The following is a 25,795-nucleotide window of genomic DNA, read 5'->3' as shown; positions in this document are numbered from 1 at the left end:
TGCGTCCAGCGCCCAGGGCCGTGTCGGTGGCACCGTCCGGCACCACGTCCGGGCGCGGCACACCTACCGTGGCATGCGCACCGCAGAGCACTACTTCCAGCTGCCGCTGGACCATTTCAGCGAGGCCGGCCGCCGCGGCGAGACCATCACGGTGTTCGCCCGCGAGTACGTCTCCACGGAGCACAGCGAGGACGACGCCGCACGGCTCCCCTGGCTGCTGTTCCTGCAGGGCGGCCCCGGCGGACGCGGCAACCGGCTTCCGTCGCTGGGCGGGTGGAGCAAGGCGGCCGCGCGGGACTTCCGGATCCTCATGCTGGACCAGCGCGGCACCGGCCTGTCCGCGCCGATCGACCGCAACACACTGCCCGGGCGCGGTGGCGCGGAGGAGCAGACCCGCTACCTGACGCATTTCCGCGCCGACTCCATCGTGGCCGACGCCGAGGCCATCCGGGCCGCCCTGGGCTCCGGGCCATGGACCATCTACGGCCAGAGCTACGGCGGCTTCTGCGCTCTCACGTACCTGTCCTTCGCACCCGGAGGGCTCCGCGCCGCGCTCGTCACAGGCGGCCTCGCCCCGCTGGCCGGCTCCGCGGACCGCGTGTACCGGGCGACGTTCCGGCGGGTCGCGGCCCGCAACGCCGAGTACTTCGGGTGGTACCCCGAGGACCGTGCCGCCGTGACCCGGATTGCCCGACACCTGCGCGAGACGGAGGAATTCCTGCCCGACGGCGGCCGCCTCACCGTGGAACGGTTCCAGATGGTGGGCCAGTTCCTGGGCGGCAACACGCGGGTGGACGCCCTGCACCACCTGCTGGAGGACGCCTTCGTGGCCACGCCCGGCGGCGACCGGCTCTCCGACGCTTTCCTGGAGCAGGTCCGGGGCATCGTGTCCCGCGCCCCCAATCCCCTGTACGCGCTGATGCATGAGTCCATTTACGGGCAGGGCGGCCCCACCCGGTGGGCCGCGTGGCGGGTGCTGGACGACTTCCCCGAATTCCGCCCCGACGCGGCGGAACCGCTGCTGACCGGCGAAATGGTCTACCCCTGGTACTTCGAGCAGGACCCGGCGCTGCGCCCGTTGCAGGAGGTCGCCCGGCTGCTCGCGGAGAAAGACGACTGGGCGCCGCTCTACGATCCGGAACGGCTGGCGCTCAACACGGTGCCGGCCGCCGCGGCCGTGTACTCCGACGACATCTACGTGGACCGTGACCTTTCCCTGGAAACCGCCGCAGCCGTGCGCGGCCTGCAGGTCTGGGAGTCCGACGAGTTCCACCACGACGGCATCGCGGACGACGGTGAGGCCATCTTCGGCCGGCTGCTGGGAATGGCCCGCTCAGCCCGCCGTTGACCGGGGCCTATGCCGCGGCGGCTGCCGCCCGGTTCGTTGCCGCGGCCGCAACGGCGACCGCCAGGACGGACGCCGCGAGGGCGGCCGCCGCCAGGTTCAGGCCCTGATAGCCGAGCCCGGCCATGACCAGGCCGGAGAAACCTGCCCCCAGAGCCCCGGCGGCCCCCATCATGGTGTCCGAGACGCCCTGCACCAGGACACGGTCGTCTGCCGGGACACTTTCGGCAAGCAGCGTGGAGGCTCCGATGGTGGCCGCGGACCAGCCCAGGCCGAGGAGCACCAGGCCCACCGTGACCAGGACCGGTTGCCGCTGCCCGAAGCCGGCGACGCAGACGGCGGTCAGAATCAGCCCGTGGCCGAGGATGATGACGGGCAGGCGGCCGGTTTTGTCGGTAAGCCAGCCCATGACCGGCGACAACGCGTACATGCCGGCGATGTGCAGTGAAATCGTGAAGCCGATGAGGACCAGCACGTCGGTGCTGGCGGCATGGACATGTCCGGCTTCCATCCCGGCCATCGGCCCTTCGCTGAGGAGCTGCAGATGGAGCGGCGTCATCGACATCACCGCCACCATGCAGCCGTGCGCGGCGACGATCGCGAACAACGCCAGGCGGGCGCGCGGTGATTTCCCGACCGCCCGGAGACCGGCGCGGAGGCCGTGGCGCCGCCGCACGCCGTGGACGTTCCCCGCCTGCGGCGCACCGGCGGTCCGCAGACGCGCCGCCAGCAGGAGCGGATCCGGCCGCAGGCCGAACAGCAGCAGCAGGGCGGCCAGGGCCAGCCCGGCGGCGGAGAACACAAACGGCCCGGCCAGCGCCGGGAGCCCGAGGGCCTCACCGACCGCCGCTCCCGGGCGGATCAGGTTGGGCCCGGCAACGGCGCCGATCGTCACAGCCCACACGACGATCGCAAGGGAACGCCCGCGGTGTTCGGCGTCGGCGAGGTCGACGGCGGCAAACCTGGCCTGCAGGTTGGCGGCGGTCCCCAGGCCCAGCAGCGCCGCCCCCAGCAGCAGCACCGGGAAGGCCCCGGACACCGTCGAGAGGATGATCAGCAGGCAGCCGGCCATGGCTGCCAGCTGGCCGGTCACGAGCGCCGTGCGGCGGCCCCGGCGTCCGGCCAGCCCGGCCAGCGGAAGGGCTGCGACGGCGGCGGCCAGCGTCACGGCCGTGGTCACGGAACCGGCCCACGCGTTGGACCCGGAGAGCTGGACGGCGAGCAGGGACCCGACCGACAGGCTGGCCCCGCTGCCCACGCTGCTCAGGAGCTGGGCAACGCTGAGCACGGCAACGGTACGGCGCCGGACCCGGTGCAGGTCAAACGCCGTACCGTAGGATGCGGCCGCGTAGAAGGTCTTCACGGTCCGAGCATAACGCGTGCGGCGGGCTGGGCTATTCGGCGTCGCTCAGGCTCTTGCGGGCGTCCTCTTCGAGCCTGGCGTCCAGCTTGGACTGGGACGCCTTGGAACTGGCGAGGCTTGCGACGACGGCGATGACGATCGTGCCGATGATCACGGCGAGCGAGACGAAGGTGGGGATTTCCGGGGCCCACTCAATGTGGTGGCCGCCGTTGATGAAGGGCAGCTCGTTGACGTGCATCGCGTGCAGGATCAGCTTGACGCCGATGAACGCCAGGATGACGGACAGGGCGTGTTTGAGGTAGATGAGCCGGTTCATCAGGCCGCCCAGCAGGAAGTAGAGCTGGCGGAGCCCCATGAGGGCGAAGATGTTCGCGGTGAAGACGATGAAGGCGCTCTGGGTAAGGCCGAAGATGGCCGGGATGGAGTCGACCGCGAAGAGCAGGTCCGTCATGCCGATGGTCACGAAGACGATCAGCATGGGGGTGAACACCTTCCTGCCATCCACAACGGTGCGCAGCTTGCCGCCGTCGAACTTCTCGGACATCGGCAGGACCCGCCGGATCCGGGCGATGAGCGGGTTTTCCCGGTCTTCCTCGTCTTCGCCCTCGTCCTGGGCCTGCTTCCATGCGGTCCAGAGCAGGAACGCGCCGAAGATGTAGAAGACCCAGCTGAACTGTTCGATCACGATCGCGCCGAGCATGATGAAGATGCCGCGGAGGATCAGGGCGATGATGATGCCCACCATGAGCACTTCCTGCTGGTACTTACGGGGTACCGAGAAGCGCGCCATGATGATGATGAACACGAACAGGTTGTCAATGCTGAGACTGTATTCCGTGACCCAGCCGGCGATGAACTGGCCGCCGTATTCGGGGCCGGTGAAAGCGAACATTGCGCCGGCGAAAACCAGGGCCAGGGCCACGTAGAACGCGACCCACAGTCCGGCTTCTTTCATGGAGGGCTCGTGCGGGCGTTTGAGGACCATCAGCAGGTCGATGGCCAGGATGACGCCGAGGACGACAAACGAGCCGATCTCGAACCACAGCGGAAGTTCGGGCACGGAGAAACCTTTCGTAGGGTACAGCACAGCGGTGTAAGTCTCTCCGGCCGCCGGCAGTTGCTGCCTGGCTACCCGCTACGCCCGGCACGGCATCCATGCCGTGCGTGTTGACGATCGTAGCGCTTGGGATACTCCCCTACGTCCGTCCGAGTTTACCCTAGGCGTGGCCCGCGGACTGCATCTGCCGCAGTTCCTTCTTCAATTCGCCCACTTCGTCGCGGAGCCGGGCCGCAAGTTCAAACTGCAGTTCCGCGGCGGCGGCGTGCATCTGCTCCGTCAGCTGCTCGATCAGGCCCACCAGATCCTCCGCCGGGGCGGCCGCGAGGCCGTCTTCCCGGATGACCGCGGCGCCCTTGCCCTTGCCGCGGTTCTTGCCGGCCGCGGCGAGGAGCTCACGGGTGTCCGCGTCCTCCTTGGCCAGCTGGTCCGTGATGTCCGCGATCCGCTTGCGCAGCGGCTGGGGGTCGATCCCGTGCTCGGTGTTGAAGGCAACCTGGATGGCGCGCCGGCGGTTCGTCTCATCGATCGCCTGGGCCATCGAGTCAGTGATCCGGTCCGCATACATGTGAACCTGGCCGGAGACGTTACGCGCCGCGCGGCCAATGGTCTGGATCAGGGAAGTCGCGGAGCGCAGGAAGCCTTCCTTGTCCGCGTCCAGGATGCTCACCAGCGAGACTTCCGGCAGGTCAAGGCCTTCACGGAGCAGGTTGATGCCCACGAGGACGTCGAAGACACCCATCCGCAGTTCCCGCAGCAGTTCCACGCGGCGCAGGGTGTCGACGTCGGAGTGCAGGTACTCCACCTTGACGCCGTGGCCCAGGAGATAGTCGGTGAGGTCTTCGGCCATCCGCTTGGTCAGCGTGGTGACCAGGACCCGTTCGTTCTTCGCGGTCCGGGTGCGGATCTCGCCCAGCAGGTCATCGATCTGGCCCTTGGTCGGCTTGACGATCACCTCCGGGTCCACCAGGCCGGTGGGGCGGATGATCTGCTGGACGAAGCCGTCGGACTTGCCGAGCTCGTACTTGCCCGGCGTGGCGGAGAGGTAGACGGTCTGGCCGATCCGTTCGAGGAACTCGTCCCATTTCAGCGGCCGGTTGTCCATGGCCGAGGGCAGCCGGAAACCGTGGTCCACGAGGGTGCGCTTGCGGGACATGTCGCCCTCGTACATGGCACCGATCTGCGGGACGGTGACGTGCGATTCGTCGATGACCAGCAGGAAGTCGTCCGGGAAGTAGTCGAGGAGGCAGTGCGGCGCGGTGCCGCCGTCGCGCCCGTCGATGTGGCGGGAATAGTTCTCGATCCCGTTGCAGAAGCCCATCTGCTGCATCATTTCGAGGTCGTACGTGGTGCGCATCCGCAGCCGCTGTGCCTCGACGAGCTTGTTCTGGCCCTCCAGGACCTTGAGCCGTTCGGCGAGCTCGTCCTCGATCCGCGAGATGGCCCGGCTCATGCGTTCGGGCCCGGCGACATAGTGCGAGGCCGGGAAGACGTACATCTCCGTCTCGTCCCGGATGACCTCGCCGGTCAGCGGGTGCAGGGTGTAAATGTTCTCGATCTCGTCGCCGAAGAATTCGATCCGGATGGCGAGTTCCTCGTACATCGGGATGATTTCCACGGTATCGCCGCGGACCCGGAACGTGCCGCGGTGGAAGTCCATGTCGTTGCGGGTGTATTGCATCGCTACGAACCGCCGGAGCAGGTCGTCGCGGTTCATTTCGGCGCCCTTGCGGAGCGTCACCATGCCGGCGATGTATTCTTCCGGGGTGCCGAGGCCGTAGATGCAGGACACCGTGGCGACCACCACGACGTCGCGGCGGGTCAGCAGGGCGTTCGTAGCCGAGTGGCGCAGCCGCTCAACTTCCTCATTGACGGAGGAATCCTTCTCGATGAAGGTGTCCGTCTGCGGCACGTAGGCCTCGGGCTGGTAGTAGTCGTAGTAGGAGACGAAGTACTCCACCGCGTTGTTGGGGAGCAGTTCGCGGAATTCGTTGGCGAGCTGGGCGGCCAGGGTCTTGTTCTGCACCATCACCAGCGTGGGGCGCTGGACCTGCTCAATGAGCCACGCCGTCGTCGCGCTTTTGCCGGTACCCGTGGCGCCCAGCAGCACCACATCCTTTTCGCCGTTGCGGATCCGCTCGGTGAGCTCCGCAATCGCCGCCGGCTGGTCACCGGCAGGCTGGTATTCGCTGATGACTTCGAAGGGGGCCACGACACGGTTGATTTCCTGGGCAAGGCTCATGTATCTAATCTACCGCCGGCCTCCGACAGCCAGACCGCATTCAGCTTTGGGCTGTACCCGGGCCGGGGGCGCCCGTGCCGGTCCCGGCTCCTGTACCGCCGCCGGCGGTGCCGGTCCCGGCGTCGGCGGACCCGGCGTCGTCGGCGTACGACGGCGGCCGCCAGCCGGTGCGCGCCACCCACGCCTCCATCCGCGGTGCGGCGTAGTCGGTGAACCAGCTTTCCTTGTCCGCGGCGTAGCCCGCGGTGGATTTGTCCGTCTCGTGCAGCCCTGCGGCGCGGTTCTTCTCGGCCACGTAGTCCGCCCGGGCCCGGGCATCGGTGCGGAGCCAGTCGCGGAAGCACAGCGCGTACCGCCACCCCGGCGAGCCGGCGGCGCGCAGGTGCAGATTCACCGGCCGGCCGGGATCGGCGCTCCCGTGCAGCCGCTTGCCCCAGTCGGCAGGATCCGGGTGCGCGGGTTTGGGGTTGTCGGCGATGATGCCGGGCCAGCGCGGATACCCGGCCTCGGCCAGCAGCGGCGCGATCCGGTCCGCGGTGTCGAGGTCGCGGACGGTCAACTGGAGGTCGATCACGTCCTTGGCGTCCAGGCCCGGGACCGCGGTGGAGCCGATGTGGTCCATGGCGAGGACGTCCTCGGGGACCGCGGCGTGCAGCCGTGCGATCAGCCGGGCCGCCTGGGCCGCCCAGCCGGGATCGGCCGGGGCGAGGACCGGACCGGCGGTCCGCGGGGCAACCCTCTGCTCCTTGAGGTTGAGCGCAAACGGCATCAGCCGGCCCTCCCACAGCGCGTCCACGGCCGCGCGGAGGTCTTCCGGGGTGCCCGAGTTGTCGAGCACGACGTCGGCAGCCGCGAGCCGGTCCCCGCGTGCCACCTGGGCGCCCATCCGGGCGCGCGCCTCGCCAGCGCTCATCCCCCGGTGTTCGGCCATCCGCCGGACCCGGACGTCGTCCGGCGCGTCCACCACCACCACCAGGTGGAAGTTCTTCCCCTGCCCGGTTTCCACCAGCAGCGGGATGTCCTGGACCACGACCGCGCCCGCGGGGGCGGCGGCAACCAGGGCGGCGGCGCGCTCCCGCACCAAGGGGTGGATAATGCCGTTCAGCACGGCCAGGCGTTCCGGGTTGCCGAAGACCAGTGACCCCAGCCGGGCCCGGTCCAGCCGGCCCTCCGGCGTCAGGACTGCGGCACTGAACGCTTGGACCACCTTGGCCAGCCCGGGCGTGCCGGGTTCCACGACCTCCCTGGCCAGCGCGTCAGCGTCGACCAGCACCGCGCCGAGCTCGCGGAGGCGCGCAGCCACCATGGACTTCCCCGAGGCGATCCCGCCCGTCAACCCGATCTTCAACACCCCACCAGACTAAACTGATCCGGTGGCAGATGAGGCGGATTACCCCGGGAGCAGGAGATCCGTTTACACCACCCTGGCCGCGGGGTCCCCGTTCCGCCACGAAATCGAGGTCAAACGGTCCCGGTTCATCACCGTCCTGGCCCGCACACCCGACGAGGACGCAGCCCGGTCTGTCCTGGCCGGCCTGCGCAGGGAATTCCACGACGCCCGGCATCACTGTTTCGCCTTCGTCCTCGGCCCCGACCAGGACGTGCAGCGCTCCAACGACGACGGCGAGCCGTCCGGCACCGCGGGCATCCCCATGCTCGAGGCGCTCCTGAAGCGTGAGACCGTGCCCGGCGTCGCCGACCTCAGTGACGTCGCCGCGGTCGTGGTGCGCTATTTCGGGGGCGTTCTCCTGGGTGCCGGCGGACTGGTGCGCGCCTACTCGGAATCGGTGTCCTCAGCGCTGGCGCTCGCGCCCCTCGTGCGGCGCCGACGCCTTCGCATCTGCTCGGTTCCCGTAGGCCATGCCGCCGCCGGACGGCTCGAGAACGACCTCCGCGCTGCAGGCTACGTCATGGCCGACACCCGGTACGAGGCACAGGAGACGGTCCTGCGGATTGCCCTGCCCGACGACCCGGATTCACTGGCCGCCGCCGCGGAGCACGTGGCCGCCTTGTCCGCCGGCAACGCGCGCCTGATGCCGGAGGAGACGGAGTGGATCGACGTCCCGATGGGCTGACGTCCGCGCTTCGCGGGTAGCGGGTCGGCGGGGCTTCAGTGGTGGCATGGACTAGTGGTGGCAGTTCGGAGGTCCGGTGCTGGCAGGCAGGACTCCGCCGCGGGACATGCCCCACCTGGGCCCCTAGCGATGGACATAGCGCCACCATGCTCGTCCCTCGAGCCAAACAATGGACATGCCCTCCGCTGCTGGCGAGTTCAAGCCCCGTGCGGCGCGATTCCTCGGTTCCTAATGCGCCAATTCCCGGATGTGTCCGGCCAGATCCCGATAACTGGCCGTGCGGTTTCCCATGGCCGATCCATCGGGCCGTTCAACAGCGCGACACCGCGGCGCAACAGGGGCTGGTCTCCAAGAATGAGCATGCTCCCAAGCAGCGGTCCGGAGCAGTGGGCATGTCCCCCGCGGGAAGCCAGGAAAGGACATATTGCCCGTATGCTCACAGGGCCGGTCCAGGAATGAGCATGTCCCCAAGAGCTGGGCTCCAGAAATGAGCATGCGCCGCGGTGCTGAGAGCCACGGGGCATGTCCCCTGGAGGCGGGCACCAGAAATGAGCATGCGCCGCGATGCTGACAGCCACGGGGCATGTCCCCTGGAGGCGGCCACCAAAAATGAGCATGCGCCGCGATCTCAACGGCCACGGAGCATGTCCCGAAGGGCCGGGCTCCAAGAATGAGCATGTCCAGTGGAGGGGGTGAACGTGGCCAGGGCTCCCTGGGGCATGTCCCTGGGCTTACACGAAAAGGTGGCCGCCCCCGAAGGGACGGCCACCTTTACTGTGCACCTTGCCTGCTGTGCACCTTGCCTGCTGCGCACCCACGGGTGCGGTGTCCAGGCTACGAACTGCCTTGGCTCAGGGAATGGCTCCTTGAGCAGCGGGGCAATTAGTTGCCGGTCAGCTTCTCGCGCAGAGCGGCGAGGGCCTCGTCGGATGCAAGCGTGCCTGCACCGGCTTCGGTCGTGGCCGGCTCGGAGGAGTAGCTGGTGGCGCCGGAGTCGCTCTCGCCGGACGTTGCAGCTGCAGCGTCGTCGGCAGCGTGCTGGGCAACCTGCTTCTTGTGTGCTTCCCAGCGGGTCTGGGCGTCAGCGTACTGCTGCTCCCAGGCGGCGCGCTGGTTCTCGTAGCCTTCAAGCCACTCGTTGGACTCCGGGTCGAAGCCCTCCGGGTACTTGTAGTTGCCCTCTTCGTCGTACTCGGCGGCCATGCCGTAGAGTGCCGGGTCGAATTCGGTGCTGTCGGCGTCGACGCCCTCGTTGGCCTGCTTGAGGGACAGGGAGATGCGGCGGCGCTCGAGGTCGATGTCGATGACCTTGACGAACAGTTCGTCGCCGACGGAGACAACCTGCTCGGCCAGCTCAACGTGGCGCACGGCGAGCTCGGAGATGTGGACCAGGCCTTCGATGCCGTCTTCGACGCGGACGAACGCACCGAACGGAACGAGCTTGGTGACCTTACCCGGAACAACCTGGCCGAGGGCGTGGGTGCGGGCGAAGGTCTGCCACGGGTCTTCCTGCGTAGCCTTGAGGGACAGGGAGACGCGCTCGCGGTCCAGGTCGACCTCGAGAACCTCGACGGTGACTTCCTGGCCAACTTCGACAACCTCGGACGGGTGGTCGATGTGCTTCCAGGACAGCTCGGAAACGTGAACCAGGCCGTCTACGCCGCCCAGGTCCACGAAGGCACCGAAGTTGACGATGGAGGAAACGACGCCGGGACGGACCTGGCCCTTTTCCAGCTTGTTGAGGAACGTGGAGCGGACCTCGGACTGGGTCTGCTCGAGCCATGCACGGCGGGACAGCACAACGTTGTTGCGGTTCTTGTCCAGCTCGATGATCTTGGCTTCGATCTGCTGACCGATGTACGGAGCGAGGTCGCGCACACGGCGCATCTCGACGAGGGATGCGGGCAGGAAGCCGCGCAGACCGATGTCGAGGATAAGACCACCCTTGACAACCTCGATGACGGTACCGGTGACAACACCGTCTTCTTCCTTGACCTTCTCGATGTCGCCCCAGGCACGCTCGTACTGAGCACGCTTCTTGGAGAGGATCAGGCGGCCTTCTTTGTCTTCCTTGGTGAGCACCAGGGCTTCGACCTGATCGCCAACGGAGACGACGTCTCCGGGGTCAACGTCGTGCTTGATGGAAAGCTCGCGGGAGGGAATGACACCTTCGGTCTTGTAACCGATGTCGAGCAGAACTTCGTCGCGGTCGACCTTGACGACGGTACCTTCGACGAGGTCTCCGTCGTTGAAGTACTTGATGGTGGCGTCGACAGCTGCGAGGAAGTCCTCAGCGGTACCGATGTCGTTAATCGCGACTACGGGGGTACCGGGCTTCTCGGTGGAGGTGATGGTCATGTAGTAGGGGCTCCGTTGTGGATAGTTAGTCGGTCAGGCAAACCGCTTCGCCCGCATTATGGAATGCAGGCGAAGAACACGGCTTCTCAGCAACTGATCCGCCGGGTCATCCTGATTTTGTGGATTGTAGATGCGCACACGTAGTACACGCCCGTTTAGTCTAGTCGTTTACGTCAACGCGGGTCAAAGCGCGCGGGCGGCGACGCCGGCGCGCGGACCGTCCTCCTAGAAGTGTGTGAGGCAGTGCGCGGGGCGTTCGACGGCGAACATCCGGGCGGCGAGGAACGCCGCCCCCGGCGTCCGCTCCTGGATGCGCCCGGAGCCGGCCAATGTGACCGGGTGCACGCCGCCGAGATAGATGGAGGACAGTGCTGAGACGTCGAGCCGGAGGTCGGCCCCGGCGCCGGCGTCCCCCGCACCGCCGGTTTCGGTGACGACGGCGGCGCCCCCGGTCACGTCCAGGGCAAACGTGCCGCCGGTCAGGCCCAGCGGGTCGGTCGCCTCCAGCACCAGCCGCCCGTCAGCCGGATAGTGGCGGGCCTCGAGGACCGCCTTGACGTCCAGCACCCGCAGCCAGAGCATGTCCCTTGCGTCGGACGCCTCGACGCAGCGCGCGTCGGCCAGCGCCCACGGCAAAGGATCATCCACCGGCGCTTCCTCCCAGGTGACGCGCTCGACGAGGTCGATGGCACCGAGGTACTGCCAGAGCTCCAGGTACGCCGCCCGGGTGGCGGCCACGAGGTCGACGATCTCCATCGTGTAGGGCGTGCTGGACCAGCCGCCGAACTTGTAGGACACGTAGCCGTCCACCTCGCCGTCGGGGCCATAGTGCAGCGCCACCTTGATTTTGGGGTCCTCGCCACCGTCCCGGCTGATGGACCCCGAGGCGAACTGCCGGTAGAACTCGTGCCGGTCGATGGACCCCGGCGTCATGCGGTGCAGCCGGTCGAAGACCTGCGGTGCCAACTCCAGGAGCACCTGGGGGTCGGCGACCTCGACGCTTCCCACAGCGGTGTGGTGCAGCGCGAACCGGGCGCTGGTGTCGACTTTGATGGACTGCTCGGAGGTTGCCACACCGTACCCGAAGCGGCCGTAGATTGATGCTTCCGAGGCGGTGAGGGCCGCCATCGCCCGGCCCTGGCGGCGGGCCAGGGTCAACTCATCGACCATCATCCGGCGCAGCAGGCCGCGCCGACGGTGCGAGGTCCGCACGGTCACGGCGGTCACGAGCCGGGTCTCCAGCAGCCGGCCGAAGCCGATGTTGAGCGTTTTGTCCATGGTGCCGAACGTCGCCACCGGCACCTCGGCGCCCAGCGCATGGTCGGCGACGGCGCCGGTCTGGTAGGCCCCGGTCATGACACGCCGGTCCGCGCGCTGCATTTCGATGCCTTTGTCCACCCGCTCGTCGCTGCGGCGGGCATCGTGGAAGCCGAAAGCTACCGCCTGCATCCATGCAACGGACTCCGGGTACTCCGGGCTGTCCTTGGCCGCCGGCTCAAACCGGCGGATTTCATAGTCCCCTCTTGGATTTGACACAGTCACGAGCCTAACCAAAGGAGCGCACGGCCGCCACAGGCGCGCGGACGCGTCCCGCGGCGGCCCCGCCGGCGGACTAGTGGCCGGCCTCGTGCCAGCTGGAGCCGATGCCGATCTGGACGTCGAGCGGAACGCTCAGGTCCGCGGCCGAGCCCATCTGCACGGTGACCAGCTTCTCCACGGCCTCCCGCTCGCCCTCGGCGACTTCCAGGACCAGTTCGTCATGGACCTGCAGCAGCATCCGGGATTTCAGCCCCTGTTCCGCGAGGGCGCCGGAGACGCCAAGCATGGCGCGCTTGATGATGTCCGCCGCCGAACCCTGGATGGGCGAGTTCAACGCGACCCGCTCGGCGATTTCGCGCAGTTGCCGGTCCGTGCTGGTGAGGTCCGGCAGGTAGCGGCGGCGGCCCTCGATGGTGGCCGTGTAGCCGTCGATCCGGGCCTGGTCGACCACCCCGCGGAGGTAGTCCCGGACGGCACCGAAGCGTTCGAAGTATTCCTTCATCAGCGTCCGGGCCTCGTCCACGGAGATCTCCAGCTGCTTGGAGAGCCCGAAGGAGGTCAACCCGTAGGCCAGGCCGTAAGACATGGCCTTGACCTTGGAGCGCATGGCGCTGGTGACCTCGGCCGGCGGCACGTGGAAGATGTGCGAGCCGACGTAGCGGTGCAGGTCTTCGCCGTCCTTGTACGCCTGGATCAGTCCGGCGTCCCCGGACAGGTGCGCCATGATCCGCATTTCGATCTGCGAGTAGTCCGCGGACAGCAGGCAGTCGTAGCCGTCGCTCACCACGAAGATGCTGCGGACCCGCCGGCCTTCCTCGCTCCGGACCGGGATGTTCTGCAGGTTCGGGTTGTTCGAGGAGATGCGGCCGGTGGCGGCCACGTTCTGCGCGTAGGTGGTGTGGATCCGGCCGTCGTCCGCCACGGATTTCTTGAGGCTTTCGACCATCTGGCGCAGCTTCGAAGACTCGCGGTGGGCCATCAGCTGGACGAGGAACTCGTGGCCGGTCTTCTCCAGCAGCGATTTCAGCGACGCGGCGTCGGTGGTGTAGCCGGACTTGATCTTCTTCGTCTTGGGCAGCCCGAGTTCGTCGAAGAGCACCGTCTGCAGCTGCTTGGGCGAGCCGAGGTTGACCTCGTGCCCGATCGCCGCGAAGGCCTGCTCCTGGGCGTTGTCGATCACCTTGGCGAGGTCGGCCAACTGCTCGTCCATGCGCTCCATCGAGACCGCAATGCCGGTGAGTTCCATCTGCGCCAGGACCCGGCTGACCGGCAGCTCAAGGCTCGTCAGGAGCTCCTGGGCTTTGCGGGTCTTCAGTTCCGTTTCGAAGTGGTGGCTGAGGACGTGCACGACGGCGGCCTGCTGGACCAGCGCGCCGGCGGCGGCACCGTCGTCCTCGCCGCCGAAGGCGAGCTCCAGCTGACCGGTCTTGGCCGCCTCGGCGGACACGGTGAGCTTGAGGTGGTGCTGGGCGAGCTCGGCGAGTTCATAGCTGCGGCGGTCCGGCTGGATCAGGTACCCGGAGATCGCGGTGTCGTCCACCACGCCGTCGAGATCGAGGCCGCGGGCTTTGAAGGCCTTCAGCGCCGGTTTGAAACCGTGCAAGACTTTCGCGGCGCCGGAGTCCCGGAGCCAGCCGGCCAGCACGGCGTCCGCCGCGGCGTCTAGGCCGGTGAGCTCGATGTAGGCGGCGGCGTCTTTGCGGACCACGGCCAGCGCCGACGCGTCGTCGACAATCCGTCCGGGCACGAAGTCGACGGCGACGGCGGACCGGAGGCCCTTGCCGGCGTCGAAGAAGGCCTGCAGCTCGTCCGCGGAGCCGAGCGTCGAGAACTCGGGAATCTCGATGCTGTCCGATCCGGCGTCGGCCGGTTCGTTGCCGTAGAGCGCGAAGAGCCGGGTGCGGAGGGTCTTGAATTCCAGCCGGTCGAAGATTTCCTCGATGGCGTCATGGTCCGGGCGGGGCTCCTCGAGGTCCGCCAGGGACACGGGAAGCTCGAGGTCGGTCAGGAGGCGGTTGAGCCGGCGGTTCCGCTTGACGGACTCGATGTGCTCGCGGAGGGCATCGCCCACCTTCCCGCCGATCGATTCGAGGTTTTCCAGGATCCCCTCGAGGCCGCCGTACTGGTTGATCCACTTCGCGGCAGTCTTGGGCCCGACGCCGGGCACGCCGGGCAGGTTGTCCGCGGTCTCCCCGACGAGTGCGGCGAGGTCCGAATAGCGCGGCGGGGACACGAAGTACTTGGTTTCGATCGCCTCGGCGTCCATCCGGGGGATGTTGCTGACGCCCTGTTTCGGGTACAGCACGAAAACGTTGTCGGTGATGAGCTGGAAGGTGTCGCGGTCCCCCGAGACGAGCAGGACCTCGTAGCCGGCTTCGTCGCCCTGGGCGGCGAGCGTGGCGAGGATGTCGTCGGCCTCGTAGCCGGGCATCTTGATGGTTCTGATGCCCCAGGCGGTCATGACCTTTTCGATGAGGTCGATCTGGCCGCTGAACTCCCTGGGCGTCTCATTGCGGCCGCCCTTGTAGCCGTCGTACTCGGCCTTGCGGAACGTAGTGTCATCGGAGACGTCGAACGCCACAGCGACGTGCGTGGGCTTCTGTTCCTTGATGAGGTTGATCAGCATGGACGTGAAACCATGGACGGCGTTGGTGTGCTGGCCGGTGGAAGTGGCGAAGTTCTCGGCCGGCAGCGCGTAGAACGCGCGGAAGGCCATCGAGTGTCCATCCAGGACAAGGAGCCGGGGCTGGTCCGTGAGGGGCACCACCGGCGCGTCTGTCGCGGAGACCTCCGCGGCGGCACGGCGCGGCTTACTGGCCGGGGCACCGGCCTTGGCGGCGGCCGGTCCGGTCACGGCGTCGGCGACGGCGTCCGCGGCGTCTGCGGCGTCTGCGGTCAGGGTGCTGGCAGGAGAAGGGGCCGGTTTGGTAGTTTCACTCACAGGTGCCAGCCTAGTTCCCATGATGGACAATTTCACGCCCGCACCCTTCGCGGCGGAGCTTGCGGCGGCCGGGGTTCCCGAGCACATGCACGAGTGGCTGGGCCAGTACGGCGTCGGCGCCCTCGTGGTGAAGATGGGAATCCGCTTCCTGGAAATGAGTCCGGAGCGGACCGTGGCCACCATGCCCGTGGAGGGGAACACCCAGGTGGCCGGCATCCTGCACGGCGGCGCGCACGTGGTCCTGGCCGAGACCCTGGGCTCCTTCGCCGCCGGACTGCACGCGGGCCCGCGCCGGCAGGCGCTCGGGATCGAGGTCGGGGCCACGCATCACCGCTCCGTCGCCGCAGGCACCGTCACCGGCACCTGCAAGGCGATCCACCTCGGCCGGACGCTGACGACGCATGAGATCGTCATGACCGATGAACAGGGCCGGCGGCTGTCCACCGCCCGGATCACGAACCTGATCCGCGATATCGCCGGCTAGCTCTTGCCCGGGAAACGGTAGCGCAGCTCCACGATGCCCCGGCCCAGGGTGCGGGACGCGGTCAGCTCCAGCGGCGGCGTCGGGCCGGTCATGGGCAGCAGCTGCTTGCCGCCGCCCAGCACCACGGGAATGACGGAGAGAAACAGTTCGTCCAGCAGCCCGGCGTCCGCGAACTGCGCGGCCAGCACGCCGCCGCCGACCACCCAGATGTTCCGGCCGCCGGCTTCGTCCTTGAGGTCGTCGGCGAATTCCCGGACCGAGCCGCGCACAAAGGTCACATTGGCGCCTTTCGGCGCGGACTGTTCGTGGTGGGTGAAAACCCAGCAGGGCGTGCCGGGGTACGGCCACTTCCCCGGCTCGTGCGCCAGGAGCCAGGCGTACGTCTCGCCGCCCATGACGATGCAGCCAACCCCGGCAAGGAACGCGTCGTAGCTGTCCTGGCCGCCGTCGAAGCCGTCAAACTGAAGCAGCCAGGCCAGGTTGTCATCGTCCGTGGCGATGAAGCCGTCGATCGAGGAGGCCACGAAGTACTGGAAGCTCGCCATGGCCCCCAGCCTAGCCAATGCCGCGCCCGGTTCCCATCCCCGGGCGCCCGACAGTCAGGCAGTGCGGCGACGGAGCCATGAAGGACCGTGCGGCCCTACTTGTGGAAGTACGGAATGATCAGGTAGAGCCCGAAGAGTACGGCGAGTCCGCACAGGCCGAAGCACACGTATGAAAGCGGCCGGGTCCAGGACGGCGGCGTGTTCCGCACGTCGCCGGCGATTGCTGTGAGGCGGACGCCGAGAGCGTAGAGGACCACGATTGTCACGGCTGACACCAGGGTGGCACCGGCCACGCTGAACAGTTCAAACCATTTCATCGCTTGGTTCCCCCGTTGTTCATCGCCTTGGCGGCGGACTTCTTCTTCTTGCGGAACTGCACGGCCTGGCCGACTTCTTCGATCTGGACGGCGTTGTGGTGGCCCACGTGGGACTTCCGGGAGTGCACAAACATGTACACGACGGCGGCTGTGCCGGCCACTGCCGCGATGACCACGCCGATGACGCCGGTCTGCACGAGCAAGGCGGTGAGGGCGCCCACGATGCCGGCTGCGGGGAGCGTGAAGAGCCAGCCGACAGCAATCCGTCCGGCCAGTCCCCACTTCACGGTGGTGCCGCGGCGCCCCATCCCGGAGCCGATCACGGAGCCGGAGGCAACCTGGGTGGTGGAGAGGGCGAAGCCGAGGTGGGACGAGGCCAGGATGGCGGTGGCTGTGCTGGTCTCCGCGGAGAAGCCCTGGGCGGGCTTCACTTCGGTGAGGCCCGCGCCCATGGTGCGGATGATCCGCCACCCGCCGGCGTAGGTGCCGATCGCGATGGCGAAGGCGCAGGTGGTGATGACCCACCACTGCGGGCCGGAGCCGGCCGCCTGCAGTCCGGCGGAGATCAGGACCAGGGTGATGATGCCCATGGTCTTCTGGGCGTCGTTGGTGCCGTGGGCGAGCGCGACGAGGCTGGAACTGAAGACCTGGCCGTTGCGGAAGCCGCCGCGCTTCTGCGTCAGCTTGTCTCCTGTTTCCGGGTCATGGCGGGACGTCAGCGCGTACGCCAGCCGCGTGCAGATGTAGGCGGCGCCGCCGGCGATGATGGGGGCGAAAACGGCGGGAAGGATGACCTTCTGGAGGATCGACTCGAAGTTGATGGAGTGGATCCCGATACCGACGATCGCGGCGCCGATCAGGCCGCCGAACAGGGCGTGGGAGGAGCTGGACGGCAGCCCCTTCAGCCAGGTGATCATGTTCCAGAGAATGGCACCCATGAGACCGGCGAAAATGATGTCCGGGGTGATCTGGACCCCGTCCGAGCCTTCCTTGATGATGCCGCCGGAAACGGTTTTGGCCACTTCCGTGGAGAGGAACGCGCCCACAAGGTTAAGCACCGCCGCGAGGGCGACTGCTGTCTTCGGTTTAATGGCACCGGTCGCGATGGGGGTAGCCATGGCGTTCGCCGTGTCATGAAATCCGTTGGTGAAGTCGAAGAACAGCGCCAGCAATATCACTAGCGCAACCATTGCGGTGATTTCCACCTGTTGCCCAATCTAGAGTGTCCACGGTCAGCAGTTCCACTTCCCCGGTGCCGCATGGCCACTAACATCATCGGATACCCATCCGATGAACGTCCAGTGGCCGCTAAAGCAGCTTGAAACCTTATCGATGGTACGTGGGAAAGACGGCAGGGCAAAACGTGCCGGAAGACCCTAAATTGCCGGCCACCTGGCAGATGGCCGGCAATTTCAGGGCCGCGCGGTCCGGTCACAGAGGCTAGGCGGGAAGCACCAGCCGGGCCGCCTCGCTGTGTGCGGCCGGCACGCCGTCGCCGTCCTGGCCGTACAGCCAGTCGTTGTACTGGAAGTCGTTGTCCTTCCGGCTCTTGAACAGCAGGTTGCGCAGTGTCCGGGCCAGTCCGGACACGTGCCAGGACTCGCCCCAGATGCGGGCCGTGCGCTGGACCCGGGCGGTGCGGCCGGCCCGGATGGTGTTGAACTCCCGGAGCGCACCGTCCCAGGCTTCCGGGTTTACGCCGTCCGCGGTGAAGACGGTGCCGTTGGTCACGTCCTGCAGCACGGCGGCGTCCTCGAGCGCCTGGCAGGCGCCCTGGGCGAGGTACTGGAGCATCGGGTGGGCGGCGTCGCCCATGAGGACCATCCGGCCGGCGACCCAGTTTTCGATCGGGTTGCGGTCGTACATGGGCCAGCGGATGCCGGTGGCCAGGTTCTTCAGGGCCTCCCGGACGGCGGGGACGCAGTCCTTGTACGCGGCCTCCAGTTCGTCGACGCCGCCGTACTGCTCTTCGCCGCGCTCGAACGAGGCGGACTTGAACACGGCCACGGTGTTCAGCAGCTCGCCCTTGCGCAGCGGGTACTGGACCAGGTGGCAGTCGGGTCCGAGGTAGACGATCACGTCCTCGAGGTCGGCCTTGGGCGTGTTTTCGGTGATCGGCACGGTGCCCCGGTAGGCCACGTACGCGGACGAGACGGGCTCGTCGTCGGACACCAGCGGCCGCAGGGTGGACTTCAGGCCGTCGGCACCGACCACGACGTCGGCCTCATAGTCCACGCCGGCTGCGGTGTGGACCACGCCGCGGCCGTTGACGGTTTCCACGGTCTCGACCATGACGTCGTTGACGAGCGTGACCCCGGCAGCTTCGCAGCCTTCGAGCAGGACCCGGTGCAGGTCGCTGCGGTGGATCACGACGTAGGGCGCACCGTAGCGTTCCTCGAATTCCCCGCCAAGGCTCTGGCGGGTGAGCTCCTCGCCGGTGACGGCGTCGCGGAAGACCAGGTGCCCGGGCTGGACGCCGATCTCCAGCGCCTTTTCCAGCAGGCCCCAGCGCTTCAGGACGCGGGAGGCATTGGGGGCCATCTGCAGGCCCGCGCCGACCTCGCCGAATTCGGGTGCCCGCTCCACGAGGGTGACGTTGGCGCCGTTCTCGCGCAGGGCAAGCGCCCCGGCCAGCCCGGCCATGCCGCCCCCGACGACGAGGACATCGGTGGACCGGACATCGTTGGTGGACGGGGCGTACTCAGACATTGCTTGCTCCTGTAGATGAGGGTGAGATTTTTGATTTGAGGTTGAGCCCGACGGCGGCCAGCAGGACCGCGGCGATGACCGCTGCACCGGCGAAGGCGAGGAAATTCGAAGTGACGCCCAGCCCGGAGGCGAGCAGGAGCCCGCCGACCTGGGGTGCGGCGACGGCGCCGATGCGGCCCGTCCCCAGCGCCCAGCCCAGCGCGGTGCCGCGCAGGTGCCCGGGATAGTGGCTCGCGACCGCAGCGATAATGAGGCACTGCGTGCCGTGGGTGCCCACGCCGGCGAGGACCAGCATGAAGTAGACGACGCCCACGGGCGGTCCGGTCACCAGGACCACGAGGGCACCGGCGGCGACGGCGGCCGCAGCGATCCCGGTGGGGATGGGACCGAAGCGGGTGCCCGCCCAGGCCGTGATGACCGAGCCGGCCACCGCGCCCAGGTTGAGGGCCAGGGCGAACGTCAGGGCGGATCCCAGGTTGTAGCCGGCCAGCTGCATGAGGTTCGGCAGCCAGGTGCCCAGGCCGTACCAGGCGAAGAGCGTCGCAATCGTCGCCAGGGCGAACAACACACTCACCCCCAGGTACGGGGCCCGGAGCAGGGAGGAGAAACCGGCAGGCTCGCTGGCCGGTTGCCCGTTTCCGGCCGGTGTCCGGACGGTCCTGTCCGCTGCGCCGGCCGGCGCCAGCGTCTCCGGAAGGTATTTCACGCCGAGCGGCACCACGACGAGCAGGGCAACCGACGCGACCAGGAACATGGACTCCCAGCCGAACGCGGGGATCAGCTGGATGCCGACCAGCGCGGCGATGGATCCGCCAATCGGGACGCCGGACATCATCAACGTGGCGATCGTGGACCGCCACTTCGCGGTGACGAGTTCGGCCACAAGCGCGTTCGCCGACGGCACGAGGCCGCCGAGCCCGATGCCGGCCAGAAGCCGCAGGGCCCCGAAGACGGGCGCGCTGGGGGCAAAGGCGCAGAGGATGGTGAAAATCGAAAAGGCAATGGCGCAGCCCAGGATGGTGCGGCGGCGGCCCCAGGAATCGGCCATGCGCCCGGCGAAGATCGCCCCGATCATCATCCCCACGAAAGCCATGGAACCGATCGTTCCGGCGGTGGCCTTGTTCAGGCCCCAGCCGGTTTCGGAGATCAGCGACGACTGGACGGTGCCGTAGACGATGAGGTCGTAGCCGTCGAAGACCACCAGAAGCCAGCAGACAAGGACGGCCAGTGCCGAGCCTTTGGAGAACCGTGAGGCAGGACCGTCAGCGGTGGCGGGGCCGGGAACGCCCGGCGCGGACCGCTCCGGCGCTGCAGCGGAAGGTGTGTGATTCATCCCACTACTGTCATGGCGATGCCCGGAGAACACCAATATAATTCTGATGTGCAGAACAAACCGGCAGCCGTGTCCGCCCGCAAGCCCGCGCAGAAGCGGCCCACCTATTCCATCGAGGCGGTGGACAACGCCCTGGTGCTGCTGCAGTTGCTGCGCGACACCGGCACGCTGCGGCTCAAGGACGCCGCGGCGGAACTGGGCGTGGCGCCCTCGACCGCCCACCGCCTCCTGGCCATGCTGGTGTACCGGGGGTTCGCCGTGCAGGACGAAACCCGCCGCTACGTCCCGGGCCCGGCCATGGGCGTGGGACCGGCCGGCCTGAGCTGGACCAAGCTGCTGCGCACGCTCGCCCAGCCGCACATGGAACTGCTCTCGGCCCGGATCAACGAGACCGTCAACCTCATGATCCGGGTCGGGACGAAGGTCCGGTTCCTGGCCACGGTGGAGGGGACCAACGTGCTGCGGGTCGGCGACCGCCAGGGCACGGTGATGCCGGCCAGCAGGACCTCCGGGGGGAAGGCGATGCTGGCGGAGCTGGATCTGCCCCTCCTTGAGCAGCTGTTCCGCAGCAGCAACGCGGAGATCGGCGGCGACACCATCCCGGACAGCGAGTATCCGGCGTTCCTCCGCGAGCTGGAGTCCATCCGCGCGAACGGCTTCGCCGCCAATTTTGAAGGAACCGAAGAGGGCGTCAGCGCCCTCGGCATGGCCCTCCACAACCGGCAAGGGCAGGTGGTGGGGGCGCTCAGCGTCGCCGCGCCGTCCATCCGGTTCAGGGCGGTGTTCGACGCCGGGCTGGTGGCGGCCCTGCGCGAAACCCGCCGCCAACTGGAGATCGACATCGCCGCGAACCCTGCCGAGCCGGACTGAGCTAATTCTGGCAGACAGAATATGCTGGAGGTCACACGGGCCCCTCCGTAGAGTCGGACTACGCCAACGCACAGTTCCGTTTCTACCGAGGAGGTCCCCGTGTCCATCAGTGCCGATAACACCACGCACGAGTCGGTTGCGGCCCAGCACATCGCGCCCGAACCCACGCCCGAGGAAGCCGCACAGCTCGAGGAGCTGTACCGGGACTTCGACGCCGGGAACCTGATCCCGCTGTGGACGGAGATCGCGGACCTCATGCCGATGGTCCCGTCGCCGAAGGCCGTCCCGCACGTGTGGCGCTGGGACGATCTCTACCCGCTGGCGGCCCGTGCCGGCGACCTCGTGCCGGTGGGCCGCGGCGGGGAACGCCGCGCCATCGCCCTCGCGAACCCCGGGCTCGGGAACACGCCGTACGCCACCCCCACGCTGTGGGCCGCGATCCAGTACCTTGGTGCCCGCGAGACGGCCCCCGAGCACCGCCACTCGCAGAACGCGTTCCGCTTCGTCGTCGAGGGCGAAGGCGTCTGGACGGTCGTCAACGGCGACCCGGTGCGGATGTCCCGCGGCGACTTCCTGCTGACCCCGGGATGGAACTTCCACGGCCACCACAACGACACCGACGAGCCGATGGCCTGGATCGACGGCCTGGACATTCCGTTCGTGCACTACGCCGACGCCGGGTTCTTCGAGTTCGGCACCGAACGCGTCACCGACGAGGCCACCCCGGACATCTCCCGCTCCGAGCGGCTCTGGGCGCACCCCGGCCTGCGCCCGCTCTCCGGCCTGGACAACACCACCAGCTCCCCCATCGCCGCGTACCGCTGGGAATACACGGACCGCGCCCTGCGCGAGCAGCTGCTCCTTGAGGACGAGGGCCACCCGGCCACCGTGTCCCAGGGCCACGCCGCCGTCCGCTACACCAACCCCACCACCGGCGGGGACGTCATGCCCACCATCCGGGCCGAATTCCACCGGCTCCGCGCCGGCGCTTCCACCGAGGCTGTCCGCGAAGTTGGTTCGAGTGTGTGGCAGGTTTTCGAGGGCAGCGGCTCCGTGGTCCTCGACGGCGAAACGAAGGCCCTGGCCAAGGGCGACCTCTTCGTCGTCCCGTCCTGGGCGGCCTGGTCGCTCCAGGCAGAGACGGAATTCGATCTCTTCCGCTTCAGCGACGCTCCCATTTTCGAGCGCCTGAACTTCAACCGCACCTACATCGAAGGACGCACCAAGTAATGAGACTCCTCACTCTCCGCCTTTCCGACGGCAACGGCACGAGCACGACGGCGGTCCGCCAGGACGGCGACACCCTCACCGAAATTCCGGGCTTCTCCGACGTGGGCGCCCTGCTGCAGGACCCCACTTGGGAAGCCACCGCGAAGGCGGCCAGCGGCGCCACCCATCCGCTTGAGGGCGCCGACCTTGCCGCCGTCGTGCCCGCCCCGGGCAAGATCATCTGCGTGGGCCACAACTACCGCAACCACATCAAGGAAATGGGCCGCGAGGTCCCCGAGTTCCCCACCCTGTTCGCCAAGTACCAGGAATCCCTGATCGGCCCCAACGACGACCTGGCCCTCCCGCAGGAATCCGACGCCGTCGACTGGGAGGCCGAGCTCGCCGTCGTGATCGGCAAGAAGGGCCGCCGGATCAGCGAAGCGGACGCCGCCGGGCACATCGCCGGCTACGCCGTCCTGAACGATGTCAGCATGCGCGACTACCAGTTCCGCACCATCCAGTGGCTGCAGGGCAAGACCTGGGAGAAGTCCACCCCGTTCGGCCCGGCGCTGGTCACCAAGGACGAATTCACCGCCGGCCCGCTCATGACCTCCGAGGTGGACGGTGAGATCCAGCAGCAAACCCCCACCGGCGACCTCGTCTTCACCCCCGAGTACCTGGTGTCCTACATTTCCACCATCATCACCCTGAACCCGGGCGACGTGATTGCCACCGGCACCGCGGGCGGCGTCGGCCACGCCCAGGATCCCAAGCGGTACCTGCAGGAGGGCCAGGTCCTGGTCACGACCATCGAGGGGCTGGGCCAGCTGAAGAACCGCGTGGTCAAGGAGGCCTGATGGTTGCCCGCCACGACCAGACGACGGACCCGGAACTGCTCGCGGGCCTGCTGCAGGCGCGCCGGGGCACCGCGTTCTTCGCCCGAAAGCTCAACGAGCTCAGTGACGCGGACCTCGACGGCGGGTCCCTGCTGCCGGGCTGGACCCGCCGTCACGTCGCGGCGCACATCGGCTACAACGCCCGCGCCATCGCCCGGCTCATCGAGTGGGCGGCCACGGGCGTGGAGACCCCGATGTACGCCTCCGCGGCCGCCCGGGACCACGAGATCGACTTCGGCGCGACCCTGAGCCCGATCGCGCTGCGGAACCTGTTCGACCACTCCGCGGTCCATCTGAACGTCGAATGGCGGGACCTGCCGGCCGATGCCTGGCACCACACGGTCAAGACCGCCCAGGGCCGCCTGGTCCCGGCCAGCGAAACCGTCTGGATGCGGACCCGGGAAGTCTGGATGCACGCGGTGGACCTCGACAACGGCGCCACCTTCGCCGACATCCCGGCCCCGGTCCTGGAGCGCCTCCTGGCGGACATCACCGGCGCCTGGCACGCCCGCGGTTCCGACAGCGGGCTGCTCGTCACGGTGGCAGGCACGGACCTAGCGTTCGGGGACACCGGCGCGCAGTCCCCGACCGTGGTCTCAGGCCCGCTTCCCGCAGTGGTTGCCTGGGCCGCGGGCCGCGGCAGCAACGAGGTGACCGCCACCGGCGCTAGCGCAGCAGGCGCCTCCGGCGGCGGATCGGTCCCGGCCGCCCCGAAGTGGATCTGAGCCGTTCCCCGCTCAGCCGGCCCGGCGGACGTCAGGTGCCGGGCCGGCGTCGAGCATGGAGGCGATCTTGTCCTCCAGCGCCGCCAGCGTGGCTTCGGGCAGCACGATGATCCCGTCGAGTTCACGTCGGGCGCGCCGGTAGGCCGTCTGCCGTTCGGCGGGCGTGGCCGCGGCGTCCGAGGCGATCCGCAGGAGCTTCCGGGCGGTTTCGAGCCGCTGCCGTTCCGGCCCGGTGAACTTGCTGTCCCTGATCCGCTTGGCTTCGCGTTCGGCGACGTCGAAGGCGACCTCGAAACCGGTGACCGCCGCCCGGTACTCCGCCAGCCCGGCCGCGGTCCTGATGTCCCCGGGCGTTGCAGGGCGCAGGCCGTCGGCCTCCCGCTTCGCCCGCAGGAACGCCACGGTGAGGGGCTCCCGGACATCGCTCATGACCGGATAGTCGATCAGTTTCCCCACGTCGAGTTCGTAGTCCAGCCAGCGCCGGTTGACGGCGTCGTGTGCCTTCAGCAGGGCGGTGACCTGAGCGTGGCTGGCCTGTTCCGCCTGGGCCGCCTGGTTCTTGAGCGTGTAGAGCTCGACGCGGCGCCGGTGCCGACGTTCAGTGGCTTTGGACCAGGACCGGGCCCACCCGCCGATCAGTCCGCTCATGGGGAAGACGAGCCACCAGGAGTGGGTGACAAAGTTGAAGAAGGAATCCACGTTGATGGGGTCCACGGCAACATCCTCCCATCCGCCGGCGACGGCGGAAAGCCCCCTCCGCGGAGGGGGCCTGCCTGTCTGGTCCGGGCAGTGCCGGGCGGCGCCGGGCAACTCGGGGCGGCGCCGGGCAACTGAATCCTGGCGGGGCGTCAGTCCCCGTGCTTGACCTTGTGGACGCGTGTGACGAGGGTGGGGCACGGCACGTTCAGCAGCACGGCGTGCGCCGTGGAGCCGAGCACCGTCCGGGAGAACCCGCCGCGCCCGTGGCTGCCGATCACAAGCAGCCGGGCGTCAGCGGCGGCATCCACCAGGGCCTTCGCCGGCTGGGTGTCTGTCTCGAGCCGCTGATGGACCACCAGGTCAGGGTATTTGTCGCCGAGTCCGGCCACTGATTCCGCGAGCACGATCCGGTTTTCTTCGACCATGCTCTCGGCGAGGCCGCTGGAGGGCAGCTGCTTCTCGACCCAGCGGGCGGGGGTCTTGAACGCCAGGACGACCGTGAGCTCGTCGCCGCCGCTGTCCGCCTCCGCGGCCGCGACCGCGACCGCCTGCTGCGACTCCGCGGAGCCGTCCACCCCGACCACCACGCCTTTGGCCGCGGCGCCGGCTTTGGCCGGGATGACGGCCACGGGGCATTCCGAGGCGGAGACCACCTGCAGGGCCCGGTCGGTGACGGGACCGCCGTCCAGGTGGTGCTTTTCATGGCCGCCGACCACGATGATGGCAGCCTCCTTGGAGACATCCCGCAGCACTGATCCGCCGCTGCCGTGCCGGAGCTGGATGTCGACCTCGACGTCGGGGGCCTGTTCGTGGGCGCTCGCTTTGGCTTTCTCCAGGAGGTCCATTCCCGACTGCCGGATCAGTTCGTGGTACTGGAAGTCCGGCGACATCCAGCGGTCGTCCACCGCGTGGAGGGCGATGACCGGGAGCTTGTCCCGGGAGGCCCGCTGCAGGGCCCAGGTCAGGGCGGCGTCGCTGCCTGCAGACCCGTTGATGCCGACGACGATTGCTTTGCTCATTTTTGAAACCTGCTCTTTTCCATCGCGTGACCTGGGCCGGTGGCTGTCCACGGCTGTGACTGTTCCCCG

Annotated in this window: 21 protein-coding genes; 7 read left to right on the top strand and 14 right to left on the bottom strand. The window is 68.2% G+C overall.

What is annotated here, in order from left to right; genetic code table 11:
* Window positions 1-73: 73 nt before the first annotated feature.
* Entirely contained in the window at window positions 74-1,348 is a 1,275-nt protein-coding gene (locus CFN17_RS16605; RefSeq protein WP_208751548.1) for an alpha/beta fold hydrolase, read from the top strand.
* 7 nt (window positions 1,349-1,355) lie between these two features.
* On the opposite strand, the gene CFN17_RS16600 is transcribed toward CFN17_RS16605, so the two are convergent.
* From CFN17_RS16600 to coaE, 4 genes are all read right to left on the bottom strand, one after another.
* Complete coding sequence (locus CFN17_RS16600; RefSeq protein ID WP_208748830.1) at window positions 1,356-2,708, bottom strand: MFS transporter; 1,353 nt, start codon at window positions 2,706-2,708, stop codon at window positions 1,356-1,358.
* 31 nt (window positions 2,709-2,739) lie between these two features.
* Window positions 2,740-3,768 (bottom strand): TerC family protein, encoded by a 1,029-nt coding sequence (locus CFN17_RS16595; RefSeq protein ID WP_208748829.1) that lies wholly within the window; start codon window positions 3,766-3,768, stop codon window positions 2,740-2,742.
* Between the two features lie 157 nt (window positions 3,769-3,925).
* Window positions 3,926-6,007, bottom strand: a complete 2,082-nt coding sequence (gene uvrB / locus CFN17_RS16590; protein WP_208748828.1) for an excinuclease ABC subunit UvrB — start codon at window positions 6,005-6,007, stop codon at window positions 3,926-3,928.
* Between the two features lie 40 nt (window positions 6,008-6,047).
* The gene (gene coaE / locus CFN17_RS16585; protein WP_208748827.1) at window positions 6,048-7,358 is read right to left on the bottom strand and encodes a dephospho-CoA kinase; all 1,311 of its coding nucleotides are present in this window, start codon (window positions 7,356-7,358) and stop codon (window positions 6,048-6,050) included.
* A gap of 22 nt (window positions 7,359-7,380) precedes the next feature.
* Between coaE and CFN17_RS16580 the strand changes: the two genes are divergently transcribed.
* Complete coding sequence (locus CFN17_RS16580; RefSeq protein WP_208748826.1) at window positions 7,381-8,082, top strand: YigZ family protein; 702 nt, start codon at window positions 7,381-7,383, stop codon at window positions 8,080-8,082.
* Between the two features lie 882 nt (window positions 8,083-8,964).
* On the opposite strand, the gene rpsA is transcribed toward CFN17_RS16580, so the two are convergent.
* From rpsA to polA, 3 genes are all read right to left on the bottom strand, one after another.
* Entirely contained in the window at window positions 8,965-10,440 is a 1,476-nt protein-coding gene (rpsA, locus tag CFN17_RS16575; protein ID WP_208748825.1) for a 30S ribosomal protein S1, read from the bottom strand.
* 225 nt (window positions 10,441-10,665) lie between these two features.
* On the bottom strand, window positions 10,666-11,976 hold the full coding sequence (locus tag CFN17_RS16570; RefSeq protein WP_208748824.1) for a GNAT family N-acetyltransferase: 1,311 nt from the start codon (window positions 11,974-11,976) through the stop codon (window positions 10,666-10,668).
* 76 nt (window positions 11,977-12,052) lie between these two features.
* Window positions 12,053-14,695: a DNA polymerase I gene (polA, locus tag CFN17_RS16565; protein WP_395926918.1), complete on the bottom strand. Its 2,643-nt coding sequence runs from the start codon at window positions 14,693-14,695 to the stop codon at window positions 12,053-12,055.
* A gap of 244 nt (window positions 14,696-14,939) precedes the next feature.
* Between polA and CFN17_RS16560 the strand changes: the two genes are divergently transcribed.
* Window positions 14,940-15,404, top strand: coding sequence for a hotdog fold thioesterase (locus tag CFN17_RS16560; RefSeq protein WP_208748822.1), 465 nt, complete (start codon window positions 14,940-14,942; stop codon window positions 15,402-15,404).
* Here CFN17_RS16560 and CFN17_RS16555 read toward each other — a convergent pair.
* From CFN17_RS16555 to CFN17_RS16535, 5 genes are all read right to left on the bottom strand, one after another.
* The gene (locus tag CFN17_RS16555; RefSeq protein WP_208748821.1) at window positions 15,401-15,949 is read right to left on the bottom strand and encodes a dihydrofolate reductase family protein; all 549 of its coding nucleotides are present in this window, start codon (window positions 15,947-15,949) and stop codon (window positions 15,401-15,403) included. The two genes, CFN17_RS16560 and CFN17_RS16555, sit on opposite strands and share 4 nt — an antisense overlap.
* Before the next feature lie 95 nt (window positions 15,950-16,044).
* On the bottom strand, window positions 16,045-16,266 hold the full coding sequence (locus CFN17_RS16550; RefSeq protein ID WP_208748820.1) for a hypothetical protein: 222 nt from the start codon (window positions 16,264-16,266) through the stop codon (window positions 16,045-16,047).
* On the bottom strand, window positions 16,263-17,471 hold the full coding sequence (locus CFN17_RS16545) for an inorganic phosphate transporter (protein WP_208748819.1): 1,209 nt from the start codon (window positions 17,469-17,471) through the stop codon (window positions 16,263-16,265). The genes CFN17_RS16550 and CFN17_RS16545 overlap by 4 nt, the downstream gene beginning before the upstream one ends.
* 235 nt (window positions 17,472-17,706) lie before the next feature.
* Window positions 17,707-18,975, bottom strand: coding sequence for an FAD-dependent oxidoreductase (locus CFN17_RS16540; RefSeq protein WP_208748818.1), 1,269 nt, complete (start codon window positions 18,973-18,975; stop codon window positions 17,707-17,709).
* Window positions 18,968-20,308, bottom strand: a complete 1,341-nt coding sequence (locus CFN17_RS16535; RefSeq protein WP_208748817.1) for an aromatic acid/H+ symport family MFS transporter — start codon at window positions 20,306-20,308, stop codon at window positions 18,968-18,970. Before CFN17_RS16535 ends, CFN17_RS16540 begins: the two co-directional genes overlap by 8 nt.
* A gap of 48 nt (window positions 20,309-20,356) precedes the next feature.
* Between CFN17_RS16535 and CFN17_RS16530 the strand changes: the two genes are divergently transcribed.
* The 4 genes from CFN17_RS16530 (at window position 20,357) to CFN17_RS16515 (ending at window position 24,008) form a co-directional block, all read left to right on the top strand.
* Window positions 20,357-21,178 (top strand): IclR family transcriptional regulator, encoded by an 822-nt coding sequence (locus CFN17_RS16530; protein ID WP_261792241.1) that lies wholly within the window; start codon window positions 20,357-20,359, stop codon window positions 21,176-21,178.
* A 99-nt stretch (window positions 21,179-21,277) separates the two neighbouring features.
* Window positions 21,278-22,408, top strand: coding sequence for a cupin domain-containing protein (locus CFN17_RS16525; RefSeq protein ID WP_208748816.1), 1,131 nt, complete (start codon window positions 21,278-21,280; stop codon window positions 22,406-22,408).
* The gene (locus CFN17_RS16520) at window positions 22,408-23,244 is read left to right on the top strand and encodes a fumarylacetoacetate hydrolase family protein (protein WP_208748815.1); all 837 of its coding nucleotides are present in this window, start codon (window positions 22,408-22,410) and stop codon (window positions 23,242-23,244) included. The genes CFN17_RS16525 and CFN17_RS16520 overlap by 1 nt, the downstream gene beginning before the upstream one ends.
* Window positions 23,244-24,008, top strand: a complete 765-nt coding sequence (locus CFN17_RS16515) for a maleylpyruvate isomerase family mycothiol-dependent enzyme (protein ID WP_208748814.1) — start codon at window positions 23,244-23,246, stop codon at window positions 24,006-24,008. The genes CFN17_RS16520 and CFN17_RS16515 overlap by 1 nt, the downstream gene beginning before the upstream one ends.
* A 12-nt stretch (window positions 24,009-24,020) precedes the next feature.
* Here CFN17_RS16515 and CFN17_RS16510 read toward each other — a convergent pair whose 3' ends face one another.
* Together CFN17_RS16510 and CFN17_RS16505 are read right to left on the bottom strand one after the other, a co-directional pair.
* On the bottom strand, window positions 24,021-24,707 hold the full coding sequence (locus CFN17_RS16510; RefSeq protein ID WP_208751546.1) for a hypothetical protein: 687 nt from the start codon (window positions 24,705-24,707) through the stop codon (window positions 24,021-24,023).
* Window positions 24,708-24,856: 149 nt separating this feature from the next.
* Complete coding sequence (locus tag CFN17_RS16505; protein WP_208748813.1) at window positions 24,857-25,726, bottom strand: universal stress protein; 870 nt, start codon at window positions 25,724-25,726, stop codon at window positions 24,857-24,859.
* Window positions 25,727-25,795 lie beyond the last annotated feature (69 nt).

The sequence above is a fragment of the Arthrobacter sp. PM3 genome, assembly GCF_003352915.1.
In the GTDB taxonomy this organism is placed as follows: domain Bacteria; phylum Actinomycetota; class Actinomycetes; order Actinomycetales; family Micrococcaceae; genus Arthrobacter.
The sequence above is the reverse complement of the archived record's forward strand: the minus strand, read 5'-3'. Positions and strand labels throughout refer to the sequence as shown.

Bases quoted from the DNA above. Each gene is read 5' to 3' on its own strand.
- CFN17_RS16605 (WP_208751548.1), top strand. From the start codon at position 74: ATGCGCACCGCAGAGCACTACTTCCAGCTGCCGCTGGACCATTTCAGC.
- uvrB (WP_208748828.1), bottom strand. From the start codon at position 6,007: ATGAGCCTTGCCCAGGAAATCAACCGTGTCGTGGCCCCCTTCGAAGTC.
- rpsA (WP_208748825.1), bottom strand. From the start codon at position 10,440: ATGACCATCACCTCCACCGAGAAGCCCGGTACCCCCGTAGTCGCGATT.
- polA (WP_395926918.1), bottom strand. From the start codon at position 14,695: ATGGCCTTCCGCGCGTTCTACGCGCTGCCGGCCGAGAACTTCGCCACT.
- CFN17_RS16560 (WP_208748822.1), top strand. From the start codon at position 14,940: ATGATGGACAATTTCACGCCCGCACCCTTCGCGGCGGAGCTTGCGGCG.
- CFN17_RS16555 (WP_208748821.1), bottom strand. From the start codon at position 15,949: ATGGCGAGCTTCCAGTACTTCGTGGCCTCCTCGATCGACGGCTTCATC.
- CFN17_RS16550 (WP_208748820.1), bottom strand. From the start codon at position 16,266: ATGAAATGGTTTGAACTGTTCAGCGTGGCCGGTGCCACCCTGGTGTCA.
- CFN17_RS16540 (WP_208748818.1), bottom strand. From the start codon at position 18,975: ATGTCTGAGTACGCCCCGTCCACCAACGATGTCCGGTCCACCGATGTC.
- CFN17_RS16535 (WP_208748817.1), bottom strand. From the start codon at position 20,308: ATGAATCACACACCTTCCGCTGCAGCGCCGGAGCGGTCCGCGCCGGGC.
- CFN17_RS16520 (WP_208748815.1), top strand. From the start codon at position 22,408: ATGAGACTCCTCACTCTCCGCCTTTCCGACGGCAACGGCACGAGCACG.
- CFN17_RS16515 (WP_208748814.1), top strand. From the start codon at position 23,244: ATGGTTGCCCGCCACGACCAGACGACGGACCCGGAACTGCTCGCGGGC.
- CFN17_RS16505 (WP_208748813.1), bottom strand. From the start codon at position 25,726: ATGAGCAAAGCAATCGTCGTCGGCATCAACGGGTCTGCAGGCAGCGAC.